This is a genomic window from Humitalea rosea, assembly GCF_003253705.1.
Lineage (GTDB): Bacteria > Pseudomonadota > Alphaproteobacteria > Acetobacterales > Acetobacteraceae > Humitalea > Humitalea rosea.
On sequence record NZ_QKYU01000015.1, the window covers coordinates 54,240 to 76,816 of the forward strand.

The window sequence follows — 22,577 nt, forward strand, 5'->3', positions numbered from 1 at the left end:
GCAGGATCAATCCCGGATTTCGCCGGCACGCAGGGCATGGATGCGCCCCGCGGTGCCGAGCAGGAGCGAGCCATCCTCGCCCAAGCCCTCGAACCGCCCGGAGATATCCGGGCGGGAGAGGTTGAGCCAAGTGCCGCGCTGCGGCCCGCGGGCGAGCCAGGCGGCGCGGATGGGGGCAAAGCCCTCGACGCTGCGGACCAGGCGCCAATGGTCGATCCGGGCCAGCAGCGCCGCGGCGAGCGCCTCGACCGGAACCGCCCGGCCAAGGCAGGCCGTGCTGCGCCCGGGCACCGGGGGTGCCGCGACCAGGTTCACGCCGATACCGAAGATGACCCAGTCGATCCCGCCCTCAGGCCGCGCGGCCGCCTGGGTCAGGATGCCGGCCATCTTGGCGCCGCCCAGCAGCAGGTCGTTTGGCCATTTCAGGCTGAGTGCGGCCGGATCGGGGGCGAAGCCGGCCACGGCCTCGGCCAGGGCGATGCCGGCCAGGAGCGCGTATTGCGCGACCTCGGCCATGGGCCCGCGGGGGCGCAGCAGCATCGAGATGTGCAGATTGCCGCTGGCCCCTTCCCAGACCCGCCCCTGGGTCCCCTGCCCCGCCGACTGGCGGTCGGCGAGGATGGCGAGGCCTTCGGGCTCATCGGCCTCGGCCAGAGTCACGGCGAGGGTTTGCGTACTGGGCAGATGAGCATAGCGGCGCAGCCGCCATGCGGGTGCGCCCGTGATCATCCCATCAAGGCGGCAACGGCCGCTTGTGCCGCGGCAAGGATCGGGGCGGGAAACAGGAAGAACAGCGCGGTGAACAGCCCGCTGCCGGCCAGCACCACCGAGAGCCCGGCCGGGCGCGGGTCCATCGCGCCGGCGGAGTCGTCGAAATACATGACCTTGATGATCCGCAGGTAGTAGTAGGCCGAGACCACCGAGGCGAGCACGCCGACCACCGCCAGCGTCCAATAGCCGCCCTGCACCGCGGCGAGGAAGACGTAGAGCTTGCCGAAGAAGCCCGCGAGCGGCGGGATCCCGGCCATGGAGAACATGAACACCGCCATCGCCAGGGCCATGCCCGGATCGGTGCGGCCCAGGCCGGCGAGGTCGTCCACCCCCTCCAGCGCCCGCCCGCCGCGACGCATCGCGACCAGCACGGCGAAGGCGCCGAGGTTCATGAACAGATAGATGGCGATGTAGAGCAGCAGCCCGCGCATGCCCGCATCCGAGCCGACCGCGAGACCCATCAACGCGTAGCCGACATGCCCGATCGAGGAATAGGCCATCAGCCGCTTGATGTTGGTCTGCCCGATCGCGGCGAAGGCGCCGAGCAGCATCGAGCCGAGCGAGGCCAGCACGATCACCTGCTGCCAGGCCGGCGCCAGGGCCGCGAAGGGGCCTTGCAGCACGCGGGCCAGCAGCAGCAGCCCGGCGACCTTGGGGGCGGCGGCGAAGAAGCCGGTCACCGGGGTCGGCGCGCCCTCATAGACATCGGGCGTCCACATGTGGAACGGCACGGCGCTGATCTTGAAGGCGAGGCCGGCGATCACGAACACCAGCCCAACCACCACGCCGAGGTTGCCGGCGGAGGAATCCACCGCATCGGCGATCCGGTCGAAATTGGTGGTCCCCGAGAAGCCATAGATCAGCGAGGCGCCATAGAGCAGCAAGCCGGAGGCCAGCGCGCCCAGGACGAAATACTTCAGCCCCGCCTCGGCCGAGCGGCCATCGTCGCGATTGAAGGCGGCCATGACATAGAGCGCGAGCGACATCAGCTCGAGCCCCAGATACAGCGACATCAGGTCGTTGGCCGAAACCAGCACCATCATCCCGAGCGTCGCGAACAGGATCAGGACGGGGAATTCGAAGCGGGACAGACCCTCCTTCTCATTCCAGTCCAGCGACAGCACGAGGCCGCCGGCGGCCCCCAGCAGCACCAGCAGCTTGGCGAAGCGGGTGAAGGCATCGGCGGCGTATTGCCCGCCCATGGCGGTGCCCTCGCCCTGGCCGATCACCAGCACGGCGGCCAGCAGCATCGCCCCCAGCACGCCGAGCGCCACGGGGAAGGTCGTGTCCCGCTTGGGGATCACCCCCGCCACGATGGCGATCAGCCCGGAGACGCCGAGCACGATCTCGGGCAGCAGCAAGGTCCAGTTCATGGCGCGATGACCCCCGCCAGCCGCGGCAAGGCGAGTGCGGCCTCATGCCGCTCCACCAATGCCGCCACCGAGACTTCAAAGAAAGACAGGAAGGAGGAGGGATAGATCCCCATCCACAGGGTCAGCACCACCAGCGGCGCGAAGACCGCGATCTCGCGCGGGCTGAGGTCCAGCAGCGCCCGCAGATCCTGGCGAGTGATCGCGCTGAAGATCACGCGGCGATAGAGGTAGAGCATATAGGCAGCGCCCAGGATCATCCCGAGTGCCGCCAGCGCCGCCACCATCGGGTTCGCCTTCCAGGCGCCGACCAGCACCAGGAATTCGCCCGGGAAGCCGGCGGTGCCGGGAAGTGCCACCGAGGCCAAGGTGAAGAGCATGAAGATCACCGCATAGGTCGGCATGATCTTGGCGACCCCGCCGTAGCGCGCGATCTCGCGGCTGTGCACCCGGTCGTAGAGCACGCCGACGCAGAGGAAGAGCGCGCCGGCGACGATGCCATGGCTCAGCATCTGGAAGATCGCGCCCGAGATGCCCTGCTGGTTCATGGTGAAGATGCCAAGCGTCACGATGCCCATATGGGCGACCGACGAATAGGCGATCAGCTTCTTCATGTCCGACTGGGCGAAGGCGACCATCGAGGTATAGACCACCGCGACCACCGAGAGCGCGAAGATGAAGGGCGCGAAGGTTTCCACCGCCTGCGGCAGCAGCGGCAGGCTGAAGCGCAGGAAGCCGTATCCGCCCATCTTGAGCAGCACGCCGGCCAGGATGACCGAGCCGCCGGTCGGTGCCTCGACATGCGCATCCGGCAGCCAGGTATGCACCGGCCACATCGGCACCTTCACCGCGAAGGAGGCGAGGAAGGCGACGAAGATCCAGCTCTGCATCGGCACCGAGAGCTGCAGGTCGAACAGCGCCGGGATATCGGTGGTGCCGGCCTGGAACCACAGCGCCAGGATCGCCAGCAGCATCAGCACCGAGCCGAGCAGCGTGTAGAGGAAGAACTTGTAGGCCGCATAGACCCGCCGCGGCCCGCCCCAGACGCCGATGATGAGGAACATCGGGATCAGCACGCCTTCGAAGAAGACGTAGAACAGCACGAAGTCCAGCGCGCAGAACATGCCGACCATCATGGTCTCGAGGACCAGGAAGGCGATCATGTATTCGCGGACCCGGGTCTGCACCGACTCCCAGGAAGCGAGGATGCAGATCGGCGTCAGCAAGGTGGAGAGCAGGACGAAGAGCACCGAGATGCCATCGACGCCCATGTGGTAGGACAGGCCGAAGTCCGGCAGCCAGGCCAGGTTCTCCTCGAACTGGAACTCGGCGCTGCCCTGGTCGAAGTTGACCCAGAGCATCAGCGACAGGGCGAAGATGATCAGGCTGGTCCAGAGCGCGGTCCAGCGCGCGTTGGACGCGACCACCGCCTCATCCCCCCGCACCGAGAGGATGATCGCGCAGCCGACCAGCGGCAGGAAGGTCAGCAGCGAGAGCAGCGGGAAGCCGAGGACGTTCATCGGAGGGCCCCGAACAGATAGACGGAGATGAAGACCACCAGCCCGATGATCATCGCGAAGGCGTAGTTGGCGACCCGTCCCGACTGCAACCGCACCGCGCCGCGCGCGACATCCACCGCGATCTCGGCGACGCCATTCGGCATGCCGTCGATGATCTTGGCGTCGCCGGTCTTCCACAGGAACACGGAGAGGCGGCGGAAGGGCTGGATGAAGATGTGATCGTAGAGTTCGTCGAAGTACCACTTGTTCAGCAGGAACAGATAAATGCCCTGGAACTGGGTCGCGAGCCTGCCCGGCACCGCCGGGAAGACCAGATAGAGCAGCCCGGCCAGGACGATGCCGAGGACGCCCAGCACGGTCGGCGCCAGCGGCACCCAGCCCGGCACCTCATGCACCGCATGCATGATGTCGTTGTCCGGCCCGTTGAAGATGGAGTCGCGCCAGAACTCCTCGAAGCCATGGCCGACGAAATACGGGGCGAAGACGGCGCCCGCGAAGATCGCCCCCGCCGCCAGCACCAGCAGCGGGATCAGCATCACCGCGGGGCTTTCATGGACATGCTCCATGGTATGGGCATCGGCCCGGGGTGCGCCGTGGAACACCAGGATCAACAGGCGCCAGGAGTAGAAGGCGGTCAGGAAGGCCGCGATCAGCCCGGCGACGAAGGCATATAGGCCGACGCCGGTATGGGCGGCGAAGGCGGCCTCCAGCACGAAATCCTTGGAGTAGAAGCCGGCGAAGAGCGGCACGCCGGCCAGGGCCAGGCTGCCGATCCACATCACCGCATAGGTGACCGGGATCTTGTTCCAGATGCCGCCCATCTTGCGGATGTCCTGCTCGTCGCTCATCGCATGGATGACGGAGCCCGCGCCCAGGAACAGCAGCGCCTTGAAGAAGGCATGGGTGAAGAGGTGAAACACCGCGCCCTGATAGGCGCCCACGCCGACCGCGAAGAACATGTAGCCAAGCTGCGAGCAGGTCGAATAGGCGATGATGCGCTTGATGTCGTTCTGCACGCAGCCGATCGTCGCGGCGAAGACGGCGGTGCTGGCCCCCACGATGGTCACGATGGCCAAGGCGACCGGCGCGTATTCCATCAGCGGCGACATCCGCGCCATCAGGAACACGCCGGCGGTGACCATGGTCGCGGCATGGATCAGTGCTGAGACGGGCGTCGGCCCCTCCATCGCATCCGGCAACCAGGTGTGCAGGCCCAACTGCGCCGATTTGCCGCAGGCGCCGAGGAAGAGCAGCACGCCGATCACCTCCAGCACCGGCATGCCGCCGATGGTCTTGCCCACCGCCTCCGGCACCGAGAGGAAGATGTCGTCGAAGTTGATGCTGCCGAAGGTCCAGAAGGTCAGCGCCATGCCCAGCATGAAGAAGAAATCGCCGACCCGGTTGACGATGAAGGCCTTCATCGCCGCGCGATTGGCGCTTTCACGCTCATAGTAATAGCCGATCAGCAGGTAGGAGCAGAGGCCCACCCCTTCCCAGCCGAAGAACAGCTGCAACAGGTCGTTCGCCGTCACCAGCATCAGCATCATGAAGGTGAACAGCGACAGATAGGCGAAGAAACGCGGCCGTGTCGGGTCATGCGACATGTAGCCGACGCTGTAGAGGTGGATCAGCGTCGAGATGAAGGTCACCATCCCGACCATCACGGCACTCAGCGTGTCATAGCGCAGGGCCCAGACCACCTGCAGCCCGCCGACATCGATCCAGGTGCCGATCTCAAGGGTGCGGTCCGCCTCGGCGAAGCCGACCTGGAAGAAGGCGGCGACGCCGCAGGCCGCGGCCAGCGCCATGCAGACCACCGTCGCCCATTGCGCCGCCCGGTCGCCGATCAGACGGCCGAAGAACCCCGCGATGCAGGCGCCGAGCAGGGGGAAGAAGATCGCGCCGACGAACATGGCCTAGCCCCTCAGGGTCGAAATGTCTTCGACCTCGATGCTGCCGCGATTGCGGTAGTAGATGACGACGATGGCCAGCCCGATCGCCGCTTCCGCCGCGGCGACCGTCAGGATCAGCATGGCGAAGATCTGCCCGGTCAGATCCTGCAGGACCGAGGAGAAGCCGACCAGGTTCATGTTCACCGCGAGCAGGATCAACTCCACCGACATCAGGATGACGATGACGTTCTTGCGGTTCAGGAAGATGCCGAAGATCCCGAGCACGAAGAGGATCGCACCCACGGTCAAATAATGGACGAGGCCGATGTCGAACATCAGTGATGCCCCCCATGATCCGCGGCGTGATCCGCGGCGTGTTCCACCTTCTTCGGCGGTTCCGGCGGCGGCAGCGGCCGGCGGATGCCGATGGTGTCGAGCCCGGCGCCAAGCGCCACGGCCCGGGTTTCCACAAGCTTCGGATCGCGCGCGACCTGCACGGCCACGCTCTGCCGCTTGGTGCCGGGACGGTCGCGCAGGGTCAGCACGATGGCGCCCAGCATCGCGACCAGCAGGACGGCGCCGCTTGCCTGGAACAGATAGATGTAATCCGTATAGAGGATGCGCCCGATCGCCGCGGTGTTGCTGATGCCGCCGGGGGTCGTGGGATTGATCCGCAGGCTCGCCGCATCATCCGCGAAGCGCCAGGTGCCCAGCACCATCAGCAGTTCCAGGAACAGCACGCCACCGACCGCCGCGCCCACCGGAGCGTAGCGCTGGAAGCCTTCCCGCAGCCGGGCGAAGTCGATGTCCAGCATCATGACGACGAAGAGGAACAGCACCGCGACCGCGCCGACATAGACGATGACCAGGATCATCGCGAGGAACTCCGCCCCCGCGATCAGGAACAGCGCCGAGGCGTTGAAGAAGCACAGAATGAGAAACAGCACGCTGTGCACGGGGTTGCGGCTGGTCACCACCATCACGGCGGAAGCGATCAGGATCGCGGCGAAGAAATAGAACGCGAGGGCTGCGATCATCGGTAGGGCGCATCCAGTTCGAGGCGCTTGGCCAGCAAGGTTTCCCAGCGGTCGCCGTTCGCGAGCAGCCGGTCCTTGTCGTAGAACAGCTCCTCCCGCGTCTCGACCGCGAATTCCAGGTTCGGCCCCTCGACGATGGCGTCCACCGGGCAGGCTTCCTCGCACAAGCCGCAGTAGATGCACTTGGTCATGTCGATGTCGTAGCGCGTGGTGCGGCGGGAGCCGTCCTCACGCGGTTCGGCCTCGATGGTGATCGCCTGGGCGGGGCAGACGGCCTCACACAGCTTGCAGGCGATGCAGCGCTCCTCGCCATTGGGGTAGCGGCGCAGCGCGTGCTCGCCCTTGAAGCGCGGGCTGATCGGCGCCTTCTCGAACGGGTAGTCGATGGTCGGCTTGGGTTTGAACATCGTCATGAAGGTCAGGCGCATGCCGGCCAGAAGCTCGGTCAGGAGCAGGCTGCGCGCCAGGCTGTCGAATGCGGGCATGGTCTATCCCCTAAGCCGGCAGCCAGCCGGTCAATTTCAGCACGGCCGCGGTCAACACCAGCCAGAAGAGGCTGAAAGGCAGGAACACCTTCCACCCCAGCCGCATCAGCTGGTCGTAGCGGTAGCGCGGGAAGGTCGCCCGCACCCAGATGAAGACAAACAGGCAGAAGCAGATCTTGGCGATGAACCACAGCGGGCCGGGAATCCAGGTCAGCGGTTCGATGGCAAAAGGCGGATACCAGCCGCCCAGGAACAGGATCGTCACCAGCGCCGACATCAGGATCATGTTGGCGTATTCGCCGAGGAAGAAGAGCCCGAAGGACAGGCTGCTGTATTCCACGAAGAAGCCGGCGACGAGCTCGCTCTCGCCCTCGGGCAGATCGAAGGGCGCGCGATTGGTCTCGGCCAAGGCGCTGATGAAGAAGATCACGAACATCGGGAACAGCGGGATGAAGAACCAGATGTGTTCCTGCGCCCGGACCACATCGGTCAGGTTCAACGAGCCGACGCAGAGCAGCACCGTCACGATGACGAAGCCCATGGAGACTTCGTAGGACACCATCTGCGCCGCCGAGCGCAGCGCGCCGAGGAAGGCGTATTTGGAATTGCTGGCCCAGCCCGCGACGATCACGCCATAGACGCCAAGCGAGGAGATCGCGAAGAGATACAGCACGCCGACGTTGATATCGGCGATCGCCCAGCCGTCGCTGACCGGGATCACCGCCCAGGCGATCATCGCGAGGCCAAAGGTGATCATCGGCGCCATCACGAACAGCGCGCGGGAGGCGCCGGACGGGATGATCGTCTCCTTCATCAGCATCTTCAGCGCATCGGCGAAGGGCTGCAGCAGGCCGAAGGGCCCGACCACATTCGGCCCCTTCCGCAGTTGCATCAGCGCCAGGACTTTCCGCTCCGCCCAGGTGAGATAGGCCACCGCCAGCAGCAGCGGCACCAGCAGCGCCAGGGCCTTGGCGACGGTCAGCGCCAGGATGCCGAGCGGGGTCGCGAGAAACGCATCCATGCCGGGCTACTCCGCCGCCATGGCGGGGGGGATGACCCGCGCGCATTCGGCCATGGTCGCCGAGGCCCGGCTGATGCAGTCCGCCTGCCAATAGACCGGGATCGGCGGCACGAAGGGTGCGTCCCCAAGCGCCGCCGGATCGCCGGCCGGCCCCGCCGGGTCGCTGCAGGCCGCGGTGAGGAAGCCGCTGCCGAACACCGGGTTCACCGCCGCCATGCGCGCGCGCACCGCCTCGATGGTGTCATAGGGCAAGGGCGTGCCGAGCACCGCCGAGAAGGCGCGCAGGATGCGCCAATCCTCGCGGGCCTCGCCCGGGGGGGCGACGGCGGCGCGGCCGCGCTGCACCCGGCCCTCGGTGTTCACGTAGGTCGCCTCTTTCTCGGTATAGGCGGCACCCGGCAGGATCACATCGGCGCGCGACGCGGCGCGGTCGCCGTGATGGCCCTGGTAGATCACGAAGGTCTCCGGCCCGATCAGCGCCGGGTCGAAGCCATCCGCGCCCAGCAGCCAGAGCGCATCCACGCCCCCGCCCAGCATGCCCCCGAGGCTGCGCCCCTGCGGCCCCGGCACGAAGCCGAGGTCGAGCGCGCCGACCTGCCCGCCGAACTGATGCAGCACGCAGAAGCCGTTCCAATCCGCCCGCAGCCCCTCGGCGCCGCGCAGCAGCGCCCAGGCGGCGGCGGCGACGGCCGCGCCATCCGGCCGCGCCAGCGCACCGCGTCCGACCAGGACCATGGGGTGCTTGGCGTCCTTCAGGATCGCGGCGGCATCGGCGATTGCGCTCGGCCCCTCGCCCAGCGCCGTCACCGGATAGGTGAGGTCGATGCCGGCCGGGCCGACGAAACCGACCGGGAACTTGCCGGCCAGCCAGCGCTTGCGGATGCGGGCGTTGAGCACCGGCGCCTCGGTGCGCGGGTTGCTGCCGATGATGACCAGGGCGTCGGCGTCATCGATCCCGGCGATGCCGCTGCCGAAGACGTAAAATTCGCGGCGGGAGGCATCGAGTGCGGCGCCATCCTGGCGACAGTCGAGGTTCTCGCTGCCGAGGCCGGCCATCAGATCCTTCAGCGCCACGACGCTTTCGGCATCCACGAGGTCGCCGGCCACGGCGCCGATGCGGTCGCCGGAGAGCGGCTTCAGCTTCTCCGCGATCGCCGCAAAAGCCTCGGGCCAGGAGGCGGCGACGAGCTTGCCGTCGCGGCGGATCCAGGGCCGGTCCAGCCGCTTGCGCTTCAACCCGTCGAAGGAGAAGCGCGAGCGGTCGCCCAGCCACTCCTCGTTCACATCCTCATTGGTGCGCGGCAGGATGCGCAGCACTTCCGGGCCGCGGGTGTCGATGCGGATCGCCGCTCCCACCGCATCCAGCACGTCCACGCTATCGGTCTTGCGCAATTCCCAAGGCCGCGAGACGAAGGCATAGGGCCGGCTGGTCAGCGCGCCGACCGGGCAGAGGTCGATGAGGTTGCCGGCCAGTTCGGTCGTCAGCGCCTTCTCGACATAGGTGCCGACTTCCATGTTCTCGCCGCGCCCCGTCGCACCCAGTTCCGGTACGCCGGCGACCTCGGTCGCAAAACGGATGCAGCGGGTGCAATGGATGCAGCGGTTCATGATCGTCTTGATCAGCGGACCGACATACTTGTCCTTCACCGCGCGCTTCTGTTCCAGGAAGCGCGAGCCATCCTTGCCATAGGCGACGGCCTGGTCCTGCAGATCGCATTCGCCGCCCTGGTCGCAGATCGGGCAATCCAGCGGATGGTTGATCAGCAGGAATTCCATCACGTTGCGCCGCGCGTTGCGCACCATCGGCGTGTCGGTGAAGACCTTCATGCCCTCGGCGACGGGATAGGCGCAGGAGGCGACGGGCTTGGGCGCCTTCTCCACTTCCACCAGGCACATGCGGCAATTGCCGGCGACCGAAAGGCGCTCGTGGTAGCAGAAGCGCGGGATCTCCCGCCCCGCGACTTCGCAGGCCTGCAACACGGAGGAGCCGGCCGGCACCTCGACTTCGACACCATCGACGAAGAGCTTGGTCATCGGGCGCTCACTCCGCCGCCATGGGCAGTTTGCGGGTTCGGTAATCGGCGATGCGCTCTTCCATCAGCGGGCGGAAGTGGCGGATCAGCCCCTGGATCGGCCAGACGGCGCCATCGGCGAAGGCGCAGATGGTGTGCCCCTCGATCTGACGGGTGACCTGTTCCAGCACGTCGATCTCGGCGACCTCGGCGCGGCCCTCGGTCATGCGGTCCATGACCCGCTTCATCCAGCCCATGCCCTCACGGCAAGGGGTGCACTGGCCGCAGCTCTCATGCTTGTAGAATTGCGCGAGGCGGGCGATCGCCTTGATCAGATCGGTGGACTTGTCCATCACGATCACGCCCGCGGTGCCGAGGCCGGTCTTGTGGTCGCGCAGCGCGTCGAAATCCATCAGCACATCATCGCAGATCGCCTTCGGCAGCATCGGCGTCGAGGATCCGCCCGGGATCACCGCCAGCAGGTTGTCCCACCCCCCGCGCACGCCGCCCGCATAGCGGTCGATCAGCTCGCGCAGCGGGATGCTCATCTCGGCTTCGACGTTGCAGGGCTTGTTCACATGCCCTTGCAAGCAAAAGATCTTGGTGCCGGAATTCTTCGGCCGGCCGAAGCTGGAGAACCAGCTCGCCCCGCGACGCAGGATGGTCGGCACCACCGCGATGGTCTCGACATTGTTGACCGTGGTCGGGCAGCCATAGAGGCCGACGGCGGCGGGGAACGGCGGCTTCAGCCGCGGCATCCCCTTCTTGCCTTCCAGGCTTTCGAGCAGCGCGGTTTCCTCGCCGCAGATATAGGCGCCGGCGCCGCGATGCGTGTAGAGCTCGAAATCATAGCCGCTGCCGGCCGCGTTCTTGCCGAGCAGCCCCGCGTCATAGGCCTCATCGATCGCGGCCTGCAGGATATTGCCTTCGTTGAAGTACTCGCCGCGATAATAGATGTAGCCGGCGGTCGCGCCCATCGCCATGCCGGCGAGCAGCGCGCCCTCGATCAGCTTGTGCGGATCGTGCCGCAGGATGTCGCGGTCCTTGCAGGTGCCGGGCTCGGATTCATCGGCGTTGATGACGAGATAGACCGGGCGGCCATCGGCCGGGCGTTCCTTCGGCATGAAGGACCACTTCAACCCGGTCGGAAATCCCGCGCCGCCACGGCCGCGCAGGCCCGACTGCTTCATTTCCTCGACGATCCAGTCACGACCCTTGGCCATGATCGCGGCCGTGCCGTCCCAGTCGCCGCGCTTCTGCGCATCGGCGAGGTTCCACGGCTGCGTGCCATAGAGGTTGGTGAAGATGCGATCGCGATCAGCCAGCGCCATCTCAGTTCTCCGCACCGGTGAGCACCATGGGACCGCCTTCGGGCGCGCTGGTCTGGCGGCCGATGCTGCTGCCGATCGGCGGGCGTTCGCCGCGCTTCAGCGCCTCGATCAGCGCCACCGTGCGGGCGTAGTCCAAATCCTCGTAGTAGTCGTCATCGACCTGCAGCACCGGCGCGTTCACGCAGCCGCCGAGGCATTCGACCTCGGTCAAGGTGAACAGCCCGTCGGCGCTGCTGTCGCCATAGCCCTTGAGGGCGCCCGCATCCTTGCAGGCGCGCAGCACATCATCCGAGCCGCGCAGCCAGCACGGCGTGGTGCCGCAGACCTGCAAATGGTAGCGGCCGATCGGCTTGGTGTTGAACATCAGATAGAAGGTCGCGACCTCGTAGACGCGGATCGGCGCCATGCCGAGGCGATCGGCCACCACATCCATCGCCACGCGCGGCAGCCAGGCGCTGCCGGTCAGCCGGCCCATCTGCTTCTGCACGAGATAGAGCAACGGGATCACCGCGCTGGCCTGCTTGCCCTCCGGGTAGCGGGCCAGGATCATCGTGATCTTGGCTTCGCTGTCGGCGTCGAAGGAAAACTCGGTCGGCTCGCTCATCGGTCGATCTCCCCGAAGACGATATCGAGGGACCCGATGATCGCCACGGCATCGGCCAGCATATGGCCCTTGGACAGCACTTCGATCGCCTGCAGATGCGGGAAGCCCGGCGCGCGGATCTTGCAGCGATACGGCTTGTTGCTGCCATCGGCGACGAGATAGACGCCGAACTCGCCCTTGGGCGCCTCGACGACGGTGTAGGTCTCGCCCGTCGGCACGTGATAGCCCTCGGTGTAGAGCTTGAAGTGATGGATCAGCGATTCCATCGACCGCTTCATCTCGCCGCGTGTCGGCGGGGTGATCTTGTTGTCCTGGATCTTGATCGGGCCGGGCTTCATCTGCGCCAGGCACTGATGGATGATCTTCAGGCTCTCGCGCATTTCCAGCATGCGGACGAGGTAGCGGTCATAGCAATCGCCGTGGCGCCCGACCGGGATCTCGAAGTCCATGCGGTCATAGACGTCATAGGGCTGGCTGCGGCGCAGGTCCCAGGCGCAGCCCGAGGCGCGCAGGCAGGGGCCGGAGAAGCCCCAGGCCATCGCCTGCTCGGCGCTCATCGCGCCGATATCGACGGTGCGCTGCTTGAAGATGCGGTTGCCCGAGAGCAGCGCATCGAGATCGTCGATGAACTTGGGGAAGGTATCGGCCCAGGCGCCGATGCGCGCCTCCAGCCCGGCGGGCAGATCCTTGGCGACCCCACCGGGGCGGAAATAATTCGCGTGGTAATGCGAGCCGCTGGTCGCCTCGTAGAATTCCAGAAGCTTCTCGCGCTCCTCGAAGCCCCAGAGGCTCGGGGTGATGGCGCCGCAATCCAGCGCATAGGTCGTGATGTTCAGCAGATGGTTCAGGATGCGGCCGATTTCGGCGAAGAGCACCCGGATATACTGCGCCCGCTCCGGCGCCTCGATGCCGAGCAGCCGCTCGGTCGCCAGGGCGAAGGCATGCTCCTGGTTCATCGGCGCGACGTAATCGAGCCGGTCGAAATAGGGCAGCGCCTGGATATAGGTCTTGTGCTCGATCAGCTTCTCGGTGCCGCGATGCAGCAGGCCGATATGCGGATCGGCGCGTTCGACGACCTCCCCCTTCAACTCCAGGATCAGCCGCAGCACGCCATGCGCGGCGGGATGCTGCGGGCCGAAGTTGATGGTGTGGCTGTCCATCTCGAAAACGCGGGGCTCGGGGGCAGCAGTGCTCACGGGCTCGGCCCCTCGATCCGGTTCAGATGCACCTTCTCGTCCCCCGGCAGGCTGGTCATGCCCTCCCATGGGGAGAGGAAGTCGAAGTTGCGATAGTCCTGCGTCAACTGCACCGGGCCATAGGCGACGGCGCGGCGCTCGGGGTCGTAGCGCAGCTCGACGAAGCCGGTCAGGGGGAAATCCTTGCGCAGGGGATGTCCTTCGAAACCGTAATCCGTCAGCAATCGACGCAGGTCGTTCTGGCCCTCGAAGACGATGCCGTACATGTCCCAGGCTTCACGCTCGTACCAGGTGGCCGAGGGCCAGATGTCCACGACGGAGGGCACCGGCGTCGCCGCATCGGTGGAGACGATCACCCGGATGCGATGGTTATGGGTCAGCGACAGCAAATTGTAGACGATCTCGAATCGCTCGGGGCGCTCCGGGTGGTCCACGCCGCAGATGTCCATGCATTGCTCGGCCGCGAATCGCGGATCGTCGCGCAGCATCAGCAGCAGCGGCAGCAGCGCGCGCTTGTCGGCATGCAGGCAAAGCTCGGCGCCGCGCGGCACATGGACGTGGCTGATGACGCCGGCGGGGGCGGCGGCGGCGATGGCTTCGCCAAGCGCAGTCAGATCAGCCACGGAGGATGGTCCCCGTCCGGCGGATCTTCTTCTGCAATTGCAGGATGCCATAGACCAGCGCCTCGGCGGTCGGCGGGCAGCCCGGCACGTAGATGTCCACCGGCACGATGCGGTCGCAGCCGCGCACCACGCTGTAGGAGTAATGGTAGTAGCCGCCGCCATTGGCGCAGGAGCCCATGCTGATCACCCAGCGGGGTTCCGGCATCTGGTCGTAAACCTTGCGCAAGGCCGGGGCCATCTTGTTGGTCAGCGTGCCGGCGACGATCATCACATCCGACTGCCGCGGCGAACCGCGCGGGATGATGCCGAACCGGTCGAGGTCGTAGCGCGGCATATAGGCGTGGATCATCGGCACCGCGCAGCAGGCGAGGCCGAAGGTCATCGGCCAGAGGCTGCCCGTGCGTGCCCAGTTCACGACCTTGTCGATCTGGGCGACGACGAAGCCCTTGTCGGTGATCTCGTCGTTCACATCCTGCAGCACGGCGTCCTGCGCCGGGCCGGGGGGAAGGGCCTGCTGGTTCCAGGCGACCGCATTGTCGCTCATGCCGGTGACGCTCATGCCGGTCACTCCCAATCCAGGGCGCCCTTGCGCCATTCATAGATGAACCCGACCGTCAGCACGCCGAGGAACCCCATCATCGAGGCGAAGCCGAGCCAGCCGATCTGCCCGAGCGTCACCGCCCAGGGGAACAGGAAGGCCACTTCCAGGTCGAAAATGATGAACAGGATGGCGACCAGATAGAAGCGCACGTCGAAGCGGCGGCGCGTGTCGTCGAAGGGCTCGAAGCCGCATTCATAGGCCGAGAGCTTCTCGGAATCCGGCTTCTGGTGCGCGGCCAGCACGGAGCCGCCGACCATCGCGATGGCGATGGCCGCGGCGATCCCGAGGAAGACCAGGATCGGGAAATACTCGGCCAGAAGGGGCTCGGTCATGGTGCCTCGACAGATCTGACACGCTGGCACCCAAGCGGTGTCGGCGCGTCGCGTTACCACGGTTCGGCATGCCGCACCGCAGCGTGGCCGGACCATACTAGCCCCGCCAGTACCGCGCCATAGGCCCGCAAGCCCCGGAAAACAAGAACGCCGCCGGTGTTAACCGACGGCGTTCGAAAGGGGGCTGGCGCGAGTGACGGGGCTCGAACCCGCGACCTCCGGCGTGACAGGCCGGCGCTCTAACCAACTGAGCTACACCCGCATCCAGCGAGGCGGGGTGTATGGGGGCGGCCGGGGTGTGTCAACCCGATGGCAGTCGCGATGTGCAAAATCCGGGGGGTGGAATGGGCGCTGACGGGATCGAACCGCCGGCCATCTCGGTGTAAGCGAGACGCTCTACCGCTGAGCTAAGCGCCCTCTTCGGCCTGGATACTGTGCGCGGGGGCCAAAAGAAAAGGGCCGATCCTCACGGAGCGGCCCTCTTCGGAAAAACCTGTCAGCGATGACGGCTCAGTTCACCGCATCCTTCAGGGCCTTGCCGGCCTTGAAGCGGACGGTGGTCGTCGCTTCGATGGTAATTTCCTCACCGGTGCGGGGATTGCGGCCCTTGCCGGCCTTACGCCCGGAGGTGCTGAAGGTGCCGAAGCCCACCAGCCGGACCTCTTCCTTCTTCTTCAACGCGTCCTGCACGGCGTCGAACACGGCGTCGAGCACGTCGCCCGCCTTGGCCTTGGACAGATCGCCTGCTTCGGCGATGACGTTGACCAGATCCTGTTTGTTCACGATGGAAGCCCCCTCCAACAGCGGGTGTGCGACGTCCAGGCAGAATCGCGAGGACGCATTGTCCGCACAGTAGGTAGGCCGCTTTCCGCCCGTCAACGACGCGCGTCCCGAATTGCCCAGGTTATCCGCCGATTTCTGCGTGATCGACCCAATCCGCGCCCCAACGGCAACAGGGGGATGGCTCTCGCCACCCCCCTGCTCCAGGCTCAATGCGGCAGGCTGGGCAATACCGCCGCCGGCGTCGCCGCGACCGCGGGCGCCTCGGGCGGTTCCTCCCAGGTGATGGGCTCCGGCCGCCGCACCAGGGCCTCGGCGATCACCTCATCGACGTGGCTCACGGGCTTGATGATCAGCCCCTTCTTCACGTTCTCCGGGATCTCGGCGAGGTCCTTCTCGTTCTCCTTCGGGATGAAGACCGTGGTGACGCCCGCCCGCAGGGCCGCCAGCAGCTTCTCCTTCAACCCGCCGATCGGCAGCACCCGGCCGCGCAGCGTGATCTCGCCCGTCATCGCCACATCCTTGCGGACCGGGATGCCGGTCAGGATGGAGACGATGGAGGTCGCCATCGCGATGCCGGCCGAGGGGCCGTCCTTCGGGGTCGCCCCCTCGGGCACGTGGACGTGGATGTCCCGCTTCTCGAACAGGGTGGGCTTGATGCCGAAGGTGATGCTGCGGCTGCGGACGTAGGACAGCGCCGCGGAGACGCTTTCCTGCATCACGTCGCCGAGCTTGCCCGTGGTCTGCACCTTGCCCTTGCCCGGCACGATGACGCTTTCGATGGTCAGGATCTCGCCGCCAACCTCGGTCCAGGCGAGGCCGGTGACGCAGCCCACCATGTCCTCGGCTTCCGCCTCGCCATAGCGGTACTTCCGAATCCCGGCATACTTGTCGAGGTTCTTCCGGTTCATCGCGACCTTCTTGGCCTTCTTGGCCACGATTTCGCGCACCGCCTTCCGCGCCAGGCCGCCGAGTTCCCGCTCCAGGGAGCGGACACCGGCCTCACGCGTGTAGAAGCGCACCAGGTCGAGCAGCGCCTCGTCGGTCAGGCTCCATTCGCCCTCCTTCAGCCCATTGGCCTCATTGACCTTGGGCAGCAGATGGCGCTTGGCGATCTCGACCTTCTCATCCTCGGTGTAGCCGGAGACACGGATGATCTCCATGCGATCGAGCAGCGGCTGCGGCATCCGCAGGCTGTTCGCCGTGGTGACGAACATCACATCCGAGAGGTCGTAATCCACCTCCAAATAGTGATCGGCGAAGGTCGCATTCTGCTCGGGGTCGAGCACCTCCAGCAGCGCGCTGGACGGATCGCCGCGCCAGTCATTGCCGAGCTTGTCGATCTCATCCAGCAGGAACAGCGGGTTGCTGGTCTTGGCCTTCTTCATGCCCTGGATCACCTTGCCCGGCATGGAGCCGATATAGGTGCGCCGGTGGCCACGGATCTCGGCCTCGTCCCGCACGCCGCCGAGCGACATGCGCACGAAGGTCCGCCCGGTCGCCTTGGCGATCGACTTGCCGAGCGAGGTCTTGCCGACACCCGGAGGACCGACGAGGCACAGGATCGGCCCCTTGATCTTCGGGCTGCGCGACTGCACCGCCAGATATTCAAGGATGCGTTCCTTGACCTTGTCGAGACCATAGTGGTCGGCCTCAAGCACGGCCTCCGCCTTGACGACGTCGTTCTTGACCTTGCTGCGCTTCTTCCAGGGGATCGACAGGATCCAATCCAGGTAGTTGCGCACGACCGTGGCCTCGGCCGACATCGGGCTCATGGTCCGCAGCTTCTTCAGCTCGGCCATCGCCTTTTCACGGGCTTCCGGCGAAAGCTTGGTCGCCTTGATCTTGGCTTCGAGTTCGGCGGATTCGTCCTTGCCTTCCTCGCCCTCGCCCAGCTCCTTCTGAATGGCCTTCAGCTGCTCATTCAGATAGTACTCGCGCTGGGTCTTCTCCATCTGCCGCTTGACGCGGTTGCGGATGCGCTTCTCGACCTGCAGGACGCCGATCTCGCCTTCCATATGGGCGAAGACCCGCTCCAACCGCGCCTGGATGGGCACGATCTCCAGCAGTTCCTGCTTCTCGGCGATCTTCAGGTTCAGATGCGAGGCGACCGTATCCGCGAGCTTGGCCGGCTCATCGATCTGGTTGATCGAGACCAGCACCTCGGGCGCGATCTTCTTGTTCAGCTTGATATAGGCCTCGAACTGCGAGACCACGCTGCGCGACAGCGCCTCAAGCTCCCGCGCATCGGCGGGCTCTTCCTCGATCGGGGCGGCATAGGCCTCGAAATGGGTTTCCGTCTCTTTCCAGGCGGTGATGCTGGCGCGGCGGCTGCCCTCGACCAGCACCTTCACGGTGCCGTCCGGCAGCTTCAGCAGTTGCAGCACCGTCGCGACGGTCCCGACCTCATAGAGGTCGGTGGCGGCGGGATCGTCCTGGGCGGCGTTCTTCTGGGCGACCAGAAGGATCTGCTTGTCCTCCCGCATCACGGCTTCCAGAGCGCGTACGGATTTTTCACGGCCGACGAAGAGCGGCACGATCATGTGTGGGAAAACGACAATATCACGGAGCGGCAGAACGGGCAGAAGCTCGCCGCGGATGGTTTCCGTCATGGGGACCTCACGAAGGACGATCGGCGGGGTCGCACCCGGGAATCGGCATGCGACCGGACCGCCACGGTAGCAATTTAAATGGGAAGGGTTCGCGCATGGACAAGATCATGCGCGAACCCTGAGCCCTGCGTCAGGCTGAGGACTGCTCCGCCTGGCGTTGACCATGGATGAAGAGCGGCGTCGCGCGGCCTTCCGCGACCTCACGGTTCACCACAACCTCCTCCACATCCTCCAGCCCAGGCAGGTCGAACATGGTGGTCAGCAGGATGTTCTCCATGATCGAGCGCAACCCGCGCGCCCCGGTCTTGCGGAGGATCGCCCGCTTGGCGACCGACTGCATCGCCTCATCCGTGAAGGTGAGCTTGGCGCCCTCCATCTCGAACAGGCGCTGGTACTGCTTCACCAGGGCGTTCTTCGGCTTGGTCAGGATCTCGATCAGCGCCGGCTCATCCAGGTCCTCAAGCGTCGCGACCACCGGCAGGCGGCCGATGAACTCGGGGATCAGGCCGAATTTCAGCAGATCCTCGGGCTCGACCTCACGCAGGATTGCACCTGTGCGACGCTCATCGGGCCCACGGACCTCGGCGCCGAAGCCGATGCCCGACCCCTTGCCGCGCGCCGCGATGATCCGCTCCAGCCCGGCGAAGGCGCCGCCGACGATGAACAGGATGTTGGAGGTATCGACCTGCAGGAACTCCTGCTGCGGATGCTTGCGGCCGCCCTGGGGCGGAACGCTGGCGACCGTGCCCTCCATGATCTTGAGCAGCGCCTGCTGGACGCCCTCCCCGCTCACATCGCGGGTGATCGAGGGATTATCCGACTTGCGGCTGATCTTATCGACCTCGTCGATATAGACGATGCCGCGCTGCGCCCGCTCGACGTTGTAATCCGCGGCCTGCAGCAGCTTGAGGATGATGTTCTCGACATCCTCGCCCACGTAGCCGGCCTCGGTCAGCGTCGTCGCATCGGCCATGGTGAAGGGCACGTCGAGGATGCGGGCCAGGGTCTGGGCCAGCAGCGTCTTGCCGCTGCCGGTCGGGCCGACCAGCATGATGTTGGATTTCGCGATCTCGACATCGGCGTTCTTCGCCTGATGCGCCAACCGCTTGTAATGGTTGTGGACCGCGACCGACAGGACCTTCTTCGCATGGGTCTGCCCGATGACGTAATCATCGAGGACCTTGCAGATCTCCTTCGGTGTCGGCACCCCATCGCGCGACTTCACGAGATGCGTCTTGTGCTCTTCACGGATGATATCCATGCAAAGCTCGACGCATTCGTCGCATATGAACACCGTCGGCCCGGCAATCAACTTGCGGACCTCGTGCTGCGACTTACCGCAGAACGAACAATACAGGGTGTTCTTCGAGTCGCTGGATTTGCTCATGACTCTCCTAGCGGGCTTCCGGAGAAGACGGGACCTGTCCCGTCCCCCACAGGCGAACCCAGGGGGGCGTCTGGCCCCCGTCCCTGAAGTGTAGCCTCGCCGTCACCGACAAGGAAGATCGGAGGTCGCGTCGCCGCGCCCGCGTCATCGGGCGGGTCAGGCCTTGGCCTCGGCCGCGGTCAACGGCCGCTGCGACACCACCTGGTCGATCAACCCGAAGGCCTGCGCCTCCTCGGCCGACATGTAGCTGTCGCGCTCGAGCTTGCGCTCGATCTCCTCGATCGGCTGGCCGGTGTGGTGCACGTAGATCAGGTTCAACCGCTTGCGCAGGTCGAGGATTTCCCGCGCCTGGATCTCGATGTCCGTCGCCTGGCCCTGGGCCCCGCCCGAGGGCTGATGGACCATGATGCGGCTGTTCGGCAGGGCGAAGCGCTTGCCCTTCTCGCCGGCGGTCAGCAGCAGGCTGCCCATGCTCGCCGCCATGCCGAGGCAGACGGTGCTCACCGGGGCGCGGATGTACTGCATGGTGTCGTACATCGCGAGGCCGGCCGAAACCACGCCGCCCGGGCTGTTGATGTAGAAGGCGATATCCTTGTTGGGATTTTCGCTCTCAAGGAACAGCAACTGGGCACAGATCACCGCCGAAACCTGGTCGTAGACCGGCCCCGTCAGGAAGATGATCCGCTCTTTCAGCAGCCTGGAATAGATGTCGAAGGCCCGCTCACCGCGGGCGGTCTGCTCGACCACCATGGGCACGAGCGAGTTGTTGTAGACTTCGACGGGATCACGATCGCGCATTGACTAGCCCCTTGCCGCCCGACGGAGGGCGCGAAACCGGGTCTGGCCCCCCGCCGCCCCGGCCGCCCCACGAGAGGCACGGCCGGACACGAAAGGCCCCCTGGGATGAGGTTTGTGTCGCCCCGCCAGCGACACCCTACCCGGCACCTGTGAACATGGGATAAGCGACGCCCCGCGAAAAGGGGGGGCGTCGGCGATGGTCAGGCGGTGGCCGGCATCGCGGTCAGCTCGGCCACCGAAACCTCGCGGTCGGTGACCTTGGCCAGCTCCAGCATGAAGTCCACGACCTTGTCCTCGAAGATCGGGCCACGCAGGTTGTCGGCCGCTTCCGGGTTCTTGCGGAAGAAGTCGAGCACCTGCTTCTCCTGCCCCGGATAGCGCTGCGCCTCCTCGCGGACGGCACGGTTCATCTCCTCGGCGGTGACCTGCACGCCATTCACGCGCCCAACCTCGGAGAGCAGCAGGCCGAGGCGAATCCGCCGCGCCGCGATGGCCCGGTAATCGGCCTTCAGCGTCTCCTCATCCTTGCCGGCATCATCCGAATCCAGCCGGCCCGCCTTCATGTCGGCCTCGACCCGCTGCCAGATCTGGGCGAATTCGCTCTCCACCATGCTCTCGGGGACCTCGAACCCGGTCTGGGCGGAGAGCGCGTCCAACAGCGCCCGCTTCACCTTCATCCGCGACAGGCTGTCGTATTCGCGCTGCAGCCCCTCGATCAGGCGGGTCTTCAGGGTCGCCAGATCGGCGACGCCGAGGGTCGCGGCGAAGGCATCGTCGATCACCGGCGGCACCGGGATCTGCAGCTTCTTGGCGGTGATCTCGAAGACCGCGGCCTTACCCGCCAGATCCGGCGCGTTGTACGGATCGGGGAAGGTCACGTTGATGCTGCGGCTCTCGCCCGGGGCGAGGCCCTCGATCTGGTCGGTGAAGCCGGGGATGAAGCCGTCCCCCCCCACTTCGATCGGCATGTCGGTCATGCTGCCGCCCGGGAAGGGCTCGGCGAGGCCGGAGTTGGTGGTGATGCTGGGCGCGGAGACGCGCAGGACGACGTCCACCTCGCCGGCGGGGAAGATCAGGCCGGCGGCGAAGCGCAGGGTCGCGGGCGTTTCGGGGAAGACGGGCAGCATCTTCACGCTGGGCCGGGCGGTCTCGGCGCCGGGCAGGCCGAAGCTACGCTCCAGCCCGCCGCCGGCGACGCCCTTGCGGTCCGCATCGCGCGCCCCGATGAGCATGGCGCTCTGGGTCTTCTCGGGAAGGGTGCCGCTGACCAGCGCCCAGTTCCAGGCGCCGGTGATCTCGCCCTCGGGCACGGCGACGCCGGCATTGTCGGTGAAAAAGACGTAGCCACGGGCATTGGCCTCCGCCGTGCCGCTGAACGCGACCTCGGACGTCACCACCCCATCGATCGTCCGGGTCCAGAGCAGGCGCTCGGTCAGCCCGCGGTCGGCGAAGCCACGCCAGCCGGCGGGCCACTTGGCCTCATCCTGCGGCGCCACGACCGGGGGCAGGGCCTCGGCGGCCTGGCCAGACAGGCGGCCCACGAAATCGCACACCAGCACTTCACCCTTGGCGGCGGGGCGGCCGGGCTCGACATCGGTCAGGCTGCGGTTGCGGGCGGCGATGCCCTGGATCGCGGTGTCGATCTCGGCCTCGGTCGGCACGGCCTTCGGCCGCTCCAGCGCGATGGCGGAAAAATCGGGCAGCGGGATCTCGGGCAGCAGCTCCAGCTCGACCTTGAACTCCAGGTCGCCGCCATCGACGAAGCTCACCAGCTCCACCTTCGGCTGCAACGCGGGGCGCAGGCCGCGATCGGCCACGACCTTGCGCGTCGCCTCGCCGACCTGCTCATCCAGCACTTCCGTCATCACCGCGGCGCCATAGCGCTGCTTCACCACCGACGCCGGCACCTTGCCCGGCCGGAAGCCCGGCAGGCGCAGGTCACGGCCAAGCACGGCCAGGCGCCGGTCGCGGCCAGCCGCGATATCGGAGGCGGGCACCACGACGTTGTAGCCGCGCTTGAGGCCTTCATTGGCGAACTCGGTGACCTGCATCTTTCGTGTGACCCGTTCCTGGCAAGCGTGTTGGCGATAGAGGGAAGCCGGTCTGGTGCGGGCGGAGGGATTTGAACCCCCAAGGCTTGCGCCACCGGAACCTAAATCCGGCGTGTCTGCCAGTTCCACCACGCCCGCGTCCGGGTATTCCCAT

20 protein-coding genes and 3 tRNA genes are annotated in these 22,577 nt (G+C 66.3%); all 23 read right to left on the bottom strand.

Going from position 1 to position 22,577, the window contains the following annotated elements; genetic code table 11:
* Positions 1–6: 6 nt before the first annotated feature.
* Entirely contained in the window at positions 7–729 is a 723-nt protein-coding gene (locus C8P66_RS13860; protein WP_111398869.1) for a biotin--[acetyl-CoA-carboxylase] ligase, read from the bottom strand.
* Complete coding sequence (gene nuoN, locus C8P66_RS13865) at positions 726–2,144, bottom strand: NADH-quinone oxidoreductase subunit NuoN (protein WP_111398870.1); 1,419 nt, start codon at positions 2,142–2,144, stop codon at positions 726–728. Before nuoN ends, C8P66_RS13860 begins: the two co-directional genes overlap by 4 nt.
* Entirely contained in the window at positions 2,141–3,661 is a 1,521-nt protein-coding gene (locus C8P66_RS13870) for an NADH-quinone oxidoreductase subunit M (RefSeq protein ID WP_111398871.1), read from the bottom strand. The genes nuoN and C8P66_RS13870 overlap by 4 nt, the downstream gene beginning before the upstream one ends.
* A complete protein-coding gene (gene nuoL, locus C8P66_RS13875; protein WP_111398872.1) occupies positions 3,658–5,574 on the bottom strand; it encodes an NADH-quinone oxidoreductase subunit L in 1,917 nt (638 codons plus the stop codon). Before nuoL ends, C8P66_RS13870 begins: the two co-directional genes overlap by 4 nt.
* Before the next feature lie 3 nt (positions 5,575–5,577).
* Positions 5,578–5,889 carry an NADH-quinone oxidoreductase subunit NuoK gene (gene nuoK, locus C8P66_RS13880; protein ID WP_111398873.1) on the bottom strand — a complete coding sequence of 104 codons (312 nt, stop codon included), beginning with the start codon at positions 5,887–5,889 and terminating at the stop codon, positions 5,578–5,580.
* Positions 5,889–6,590: an NADH-quinone oxidoreductase subunit J gene (locus C8P66_RS13885; RefSeq protein ID WP_111398874.1), complete on the bottom strand. Its 702-nt coding sequence runs from the start codon at positions 6,588–6,590 to the stop codon at positions 5,889–5,891. The genes nuoK and C8P66_RS13885 overlap by 1 nt, the downstream gene beginning before the upstream one ends.
* Positions 6,587–7,075, bottom strand: coding sequence for an NADH-quinone oxidoreductase subunit NuoI (gene nuoI, locus C8P66_RS13890; RefSeq protein WP_111398875.1), 489 nt, complete (start codon positions 7,073–7,075; stop codon positions 6,587–6,589). Before nuoI ends, C8P66_RS13885 begins: the two co-directional genes overlap by 4 nt.
* 10 nt (positions 7,076–7,085) lie before the next feature.
* The gene (gene nuoH, locus C8P66_RS13895) at positions 7,086–8,096 is read right to left on the bottom strand and encodes an NADH-quinone oxidoreductase subunit NuoH (RefSeq protein ID WP_111398876.1); all 1,011 of its coding nucleotides are present in this window, start codon (positions 8,094–8,096) and stop codon (positions 7,086–7,088) included.
* A 6-nt stretch (positions 8,097–8,102) separates the two neighbouring features.
* Positions 8,103–10,130: an NADH-quinone oxidoreductase subunit NuoG gene (nuoG, locus tag C8P66_RS13900; protein ID WP_111398877.1), complete on the bottom strand. Its 2,028-nt coding sequence runs from the start codon at positions 10,128–10,130 to the stop codon at positions 8,103–8,105.
* A gap of 7 nt (positions 10,131–10,137) precedes the next feature.
* Positions 10,138–11,439 carry an NADH-quinone oxidoreductase subunit NuoF gene (nuoF, locus tag C8P66_RS13905; protein ID WP_111398878.1) on the bottom strand — a complete coding sequence of 434 codons (1,302 nt, stop codon included), beginning with the start codon at positions 11,437–11,439 and terminating at the stop codon, positions 10,138–10,140.
* A 1-nt stretch (position 11,440) separates the two neighbouring features.
* Positions 11,441–12,043: a complex I 24 kDa subunit family protein gene (locus C8P66_RS13910; RefSeq protein ID WP_111398879.1), complete on the bottom strand. Its 603-nt coding sequence runs from the start codon at positions 12,041–12,043 to the stop codon at positions 11,441–11,443.
* Positions 12,040–13,203: an NADH-quinone oxidoreductase subunit D gene (locus C8P66_RS13915; protein ID WP_245903537.1), complete on the bottom strand. Its 1,164-nt coding sequence runs from the start codon at positions 13,201–13,203 to the stop codon at positions 12,040–12,042. The genes C8P66_RS13910 and C8P66_RS13915 overlap by 4 nt, the downstream gene beginning before the upstream one ends.
* A 32-nt stretch (positions 13,204–13,235) precedes the next feature.
* Positions 13,236–13,913, bottom strand: a complete 678-nt coding sequence (locus C8P66_RS13920) for an NADH-quinone oxidoreductase subunit C (protein WP_111398881.1) — start codon at positions 13,911–13,913, stop codon at positions 13,236–13,238.
* Positions 13,855–14,421, bottom strand: coding sequence for a NuoB/complex I 20 kDa subunit family protein (locus tag C8P66_RS13925; RefSeq protein WP_111398950.1), 567 nt, complete (start codon positions 14,419–14,421; stop codon positions 13,855–13,857). The genes C8P66_RS13920 and C8P66_RS13925 overlap by 59 nt, the downstream gene beginning before the upstream one ends.
* 5 nt (positions 14,422–14,426) lie before the next feature.
* Positions 14,427–14,795 carry an NADH-quinone oxidoreductase subunit A gene (locus C8P66_RS13930; protein ID WP_111398882.1) on the bottom strand — a complete coding sequence of 123 codons (369 nt, stop codon included), beginning with the start codon at positions 14,793–14,795 and terminating at the stop codon, positions 14,427–14,429.
* A gap of 185 nt (positions 14,796–14,980) precedes the next feature.
* A tRNA-Asp gene (locus tag C8P66_RS13935) sits at positions 14,981–15,057 on the bottom strand.
* A gap of 83 nt (positions 15,058–15,140) precedes the next feature.
* Positions 15,141–15,212: transfer RNA gene (locus C8P66_RS13940), tRNA-Val, on the bottom strand.
* 93 nt (positions 15,213–15,305) lie between these two features.
* Positions 15,306–15,578 carry an HU family DNA-binding protein gene (locus C8P66_RS13945; protein ID WP_111398951.1) on the bottom strand — a complete coding sequence of 91 codons (273 nt, stop codon included), beginning with the start codon at positions 15,576–15,578 and terminating at the stop codon, positions 15,306–15,308.
* A gap of 206 nt (positions 15,579–15,784) precedes the next feature.
* A complete protein-coding gene (gene lon, locus C8P66_RS13950) occupies positions 15,785–18,187 on the bottom strand; it encodes an endopeptidase La (RefSeq protein WP_111398883.1) in 2,403 nt (800 codons plus the stop codon).
* 130 nt (positions 18,188–18,317) lie between these two features.
* Positions 18,318–19,574 carry an ATP-dependent Clp protease ATP-binding subunit ClpX gene (gene clpX, locus C8P66_RS13955; protein ID WP_111398884.1) on the bottom strand — a complete coding sequence of 419 codons (1,257 nt, stop codon included), beginning with the start codon at positions 19,572–19,574 and terminating at the stop codon, positions 18,318–18,320.
* 156 nt (positions 19,575–19,730) lie between these two features.
* Positions 19,731–20,372 carry an ATP-dependent Clp endopeptidase proteolytic subunit ClpP gene (gene clpP / locus C8P66_RS13960; RefSeq protein ID WP_111398885.1) on the bottom strand — a complete coding sequence of 214 codons (642 nt, stop codon included), beginning with the start codon at positions 20,370–20,372 and terminating at the stop codon, positions 19,731–19,733.
* Positions 20,373–20,572: 200 nt separating this feature from the next.
* Complete coding sequence (gene tig / locus C8P66_RS24375; RefSeq protein ID WP_245903521.1) at positions 20,573–22,423, bottom strand: trigger factor; 1,851 nt, start codon at positions 22,421–22,423, stop codon at positions 20,573–20,575.
* A 53-nt stretch (positions 22,424–22,476) separates the two neighbouring features.
* Positions 22,477–22,561, bottom strand: a tRNA-Leu gene (locus tag C8P66_RS13975).
* Positions 22,562–22,577: the final 16 nt, after the last annotated feature.

Excerpts from the sequence above, each read along its gene's own strand:
- C8P66_RS13860 (WP_111398869.1), bottom strand. The coding sequence starts at position 729 with ATGATCACGGGCGCACCCGCATGGCGGCTGCGCCGCTATGCTCATCTG.
- nuoN (WP_111398870.1), bottom strand. The coding sequence starts at position 2,144 with ATGAACTGGACCTTGCTGCTGCCCGAGATCGTGCTCGGCGTCTCCGGG.
- C8P66_RS13870 (WP_111398871.1), bottom strand. The coding sequence starts at position 3,661 with ATGAACGTCCTCGGCTTCCCGCTGCTCTCGCTGCTGACCTTCCTGCCG.
- nuoL (WP_111398872.1), bottom strand. The coding sequence starts at position 5,574 with ATGTTCGTCGGCGCGATCTTCTTCCCCCTGCTCGGCGCCTGCATCGCG.
- nuoK (WP_111398873.1), bottom strand. The coding sequence starts at position 5,889 with ATGTTCGACATCGGCCTCGTCCATTATTTGACCGTGGGTGCGATCCTC.
- C8P66_RS13885 (WP_111398874.1), bottom strand. The coding sequence starts at position 6,590 with ATGATCGCAGCCCTCGCGTTCTATTTCTTCGCCGCGATCCTGATCGCT.
- nuoI (WP_111398875.1), bottom strand. The coding sequence starts at position 7,075 with ATGCCCGCATTCGACAGCCTGGCGCGCAGCCTGCTCCTGACCGAGCTT.
- nuoH (WP_111398876.1), bottom strand. The coding sequence starts at position 8,096 with ATGGATGCGTTTCTCGCGACCCCGCTCGGCATCCTGGCGCTGACCGTC.
- nuoG (WP_111398877.1), bottom strand. The coding sequence starts at position 10,130 with ATGACCAAGCTCTTCGTCGATGGTGTCGAAGTCGAGGTGCCGGCCGGC.
- nuoF (WP_111398878.1), bottom strand. The coding sequence starts at position 11,439 with ATGGCGCTGGCTGATCGCGATCGCATCTTCACCAACCTCTATGGCACG.
- C8P66_RS13910 (WP_111398879.1), bottom strand. The coding sequence starts at position 12,043 with ATGAGCGAGCCGACCGAGTTTTCCTTCGACGCCGACAGCGAAGCCAAG.
- C8P66_RS13915 (WP_245903537.1), bottom strand. The coding sequence starts at position 13,203 with ATGGACAGCCACACCATCAACTTCGGCCCGCAGCATCCCGCCGCGCAT.
- C8P66_RS13920 (WP_111398881.1), bottom strand. The coding sequence starts at position 13,913 with ATGGCATCCTGCAATTGCAGAAGAAGATCCGCCGGACGGGGACCATCC.
- C8P66_RS13925 (WP_111398950.1), bottom strand. The coding sequence starts at position 14,421 with ATGAGCGTCACCGGCATGAGCGACAATGCGGTCGCCTGGAACCAGCAG.
- C8P66_RS13930 (WP_111398882.1), bottom strand. The coding sequence starts at position 14,795 with ATGACCGAGCCCCTTCTGGCCGAGTATTTCCCGATCCTGGTCTTCCTC.
- lon (WP_111398883.1), bottom strand. The coding sequence starts at position 18,187 with ATGACGGAAACCATCCGCGGCGAGCTTCTGCCCGTTCTGCCGCTCCGT.
- clpX (WP_111398884.1), bottom strand. The coding sequence starts at position 19,574 with ATGAGCAAATCCAGCGACTCGAAGAACACCCTGTATTGTTCGTTCTGC.
- clpP (WP_111398885.1), bottom strand. The coding sequence starts at position 20,372 with ATGCGCGATCGTGATCCCGTCGAAGTCTACAACAACTCGCTCGTGCCC.
- tig (WP_245903521.1), bottom strand. The coding sequence starts at position 22,423 with ATGCAGGTCACCGAGTTCGCCAATGAAGGCCTCAAGCGCGGCTACAAC.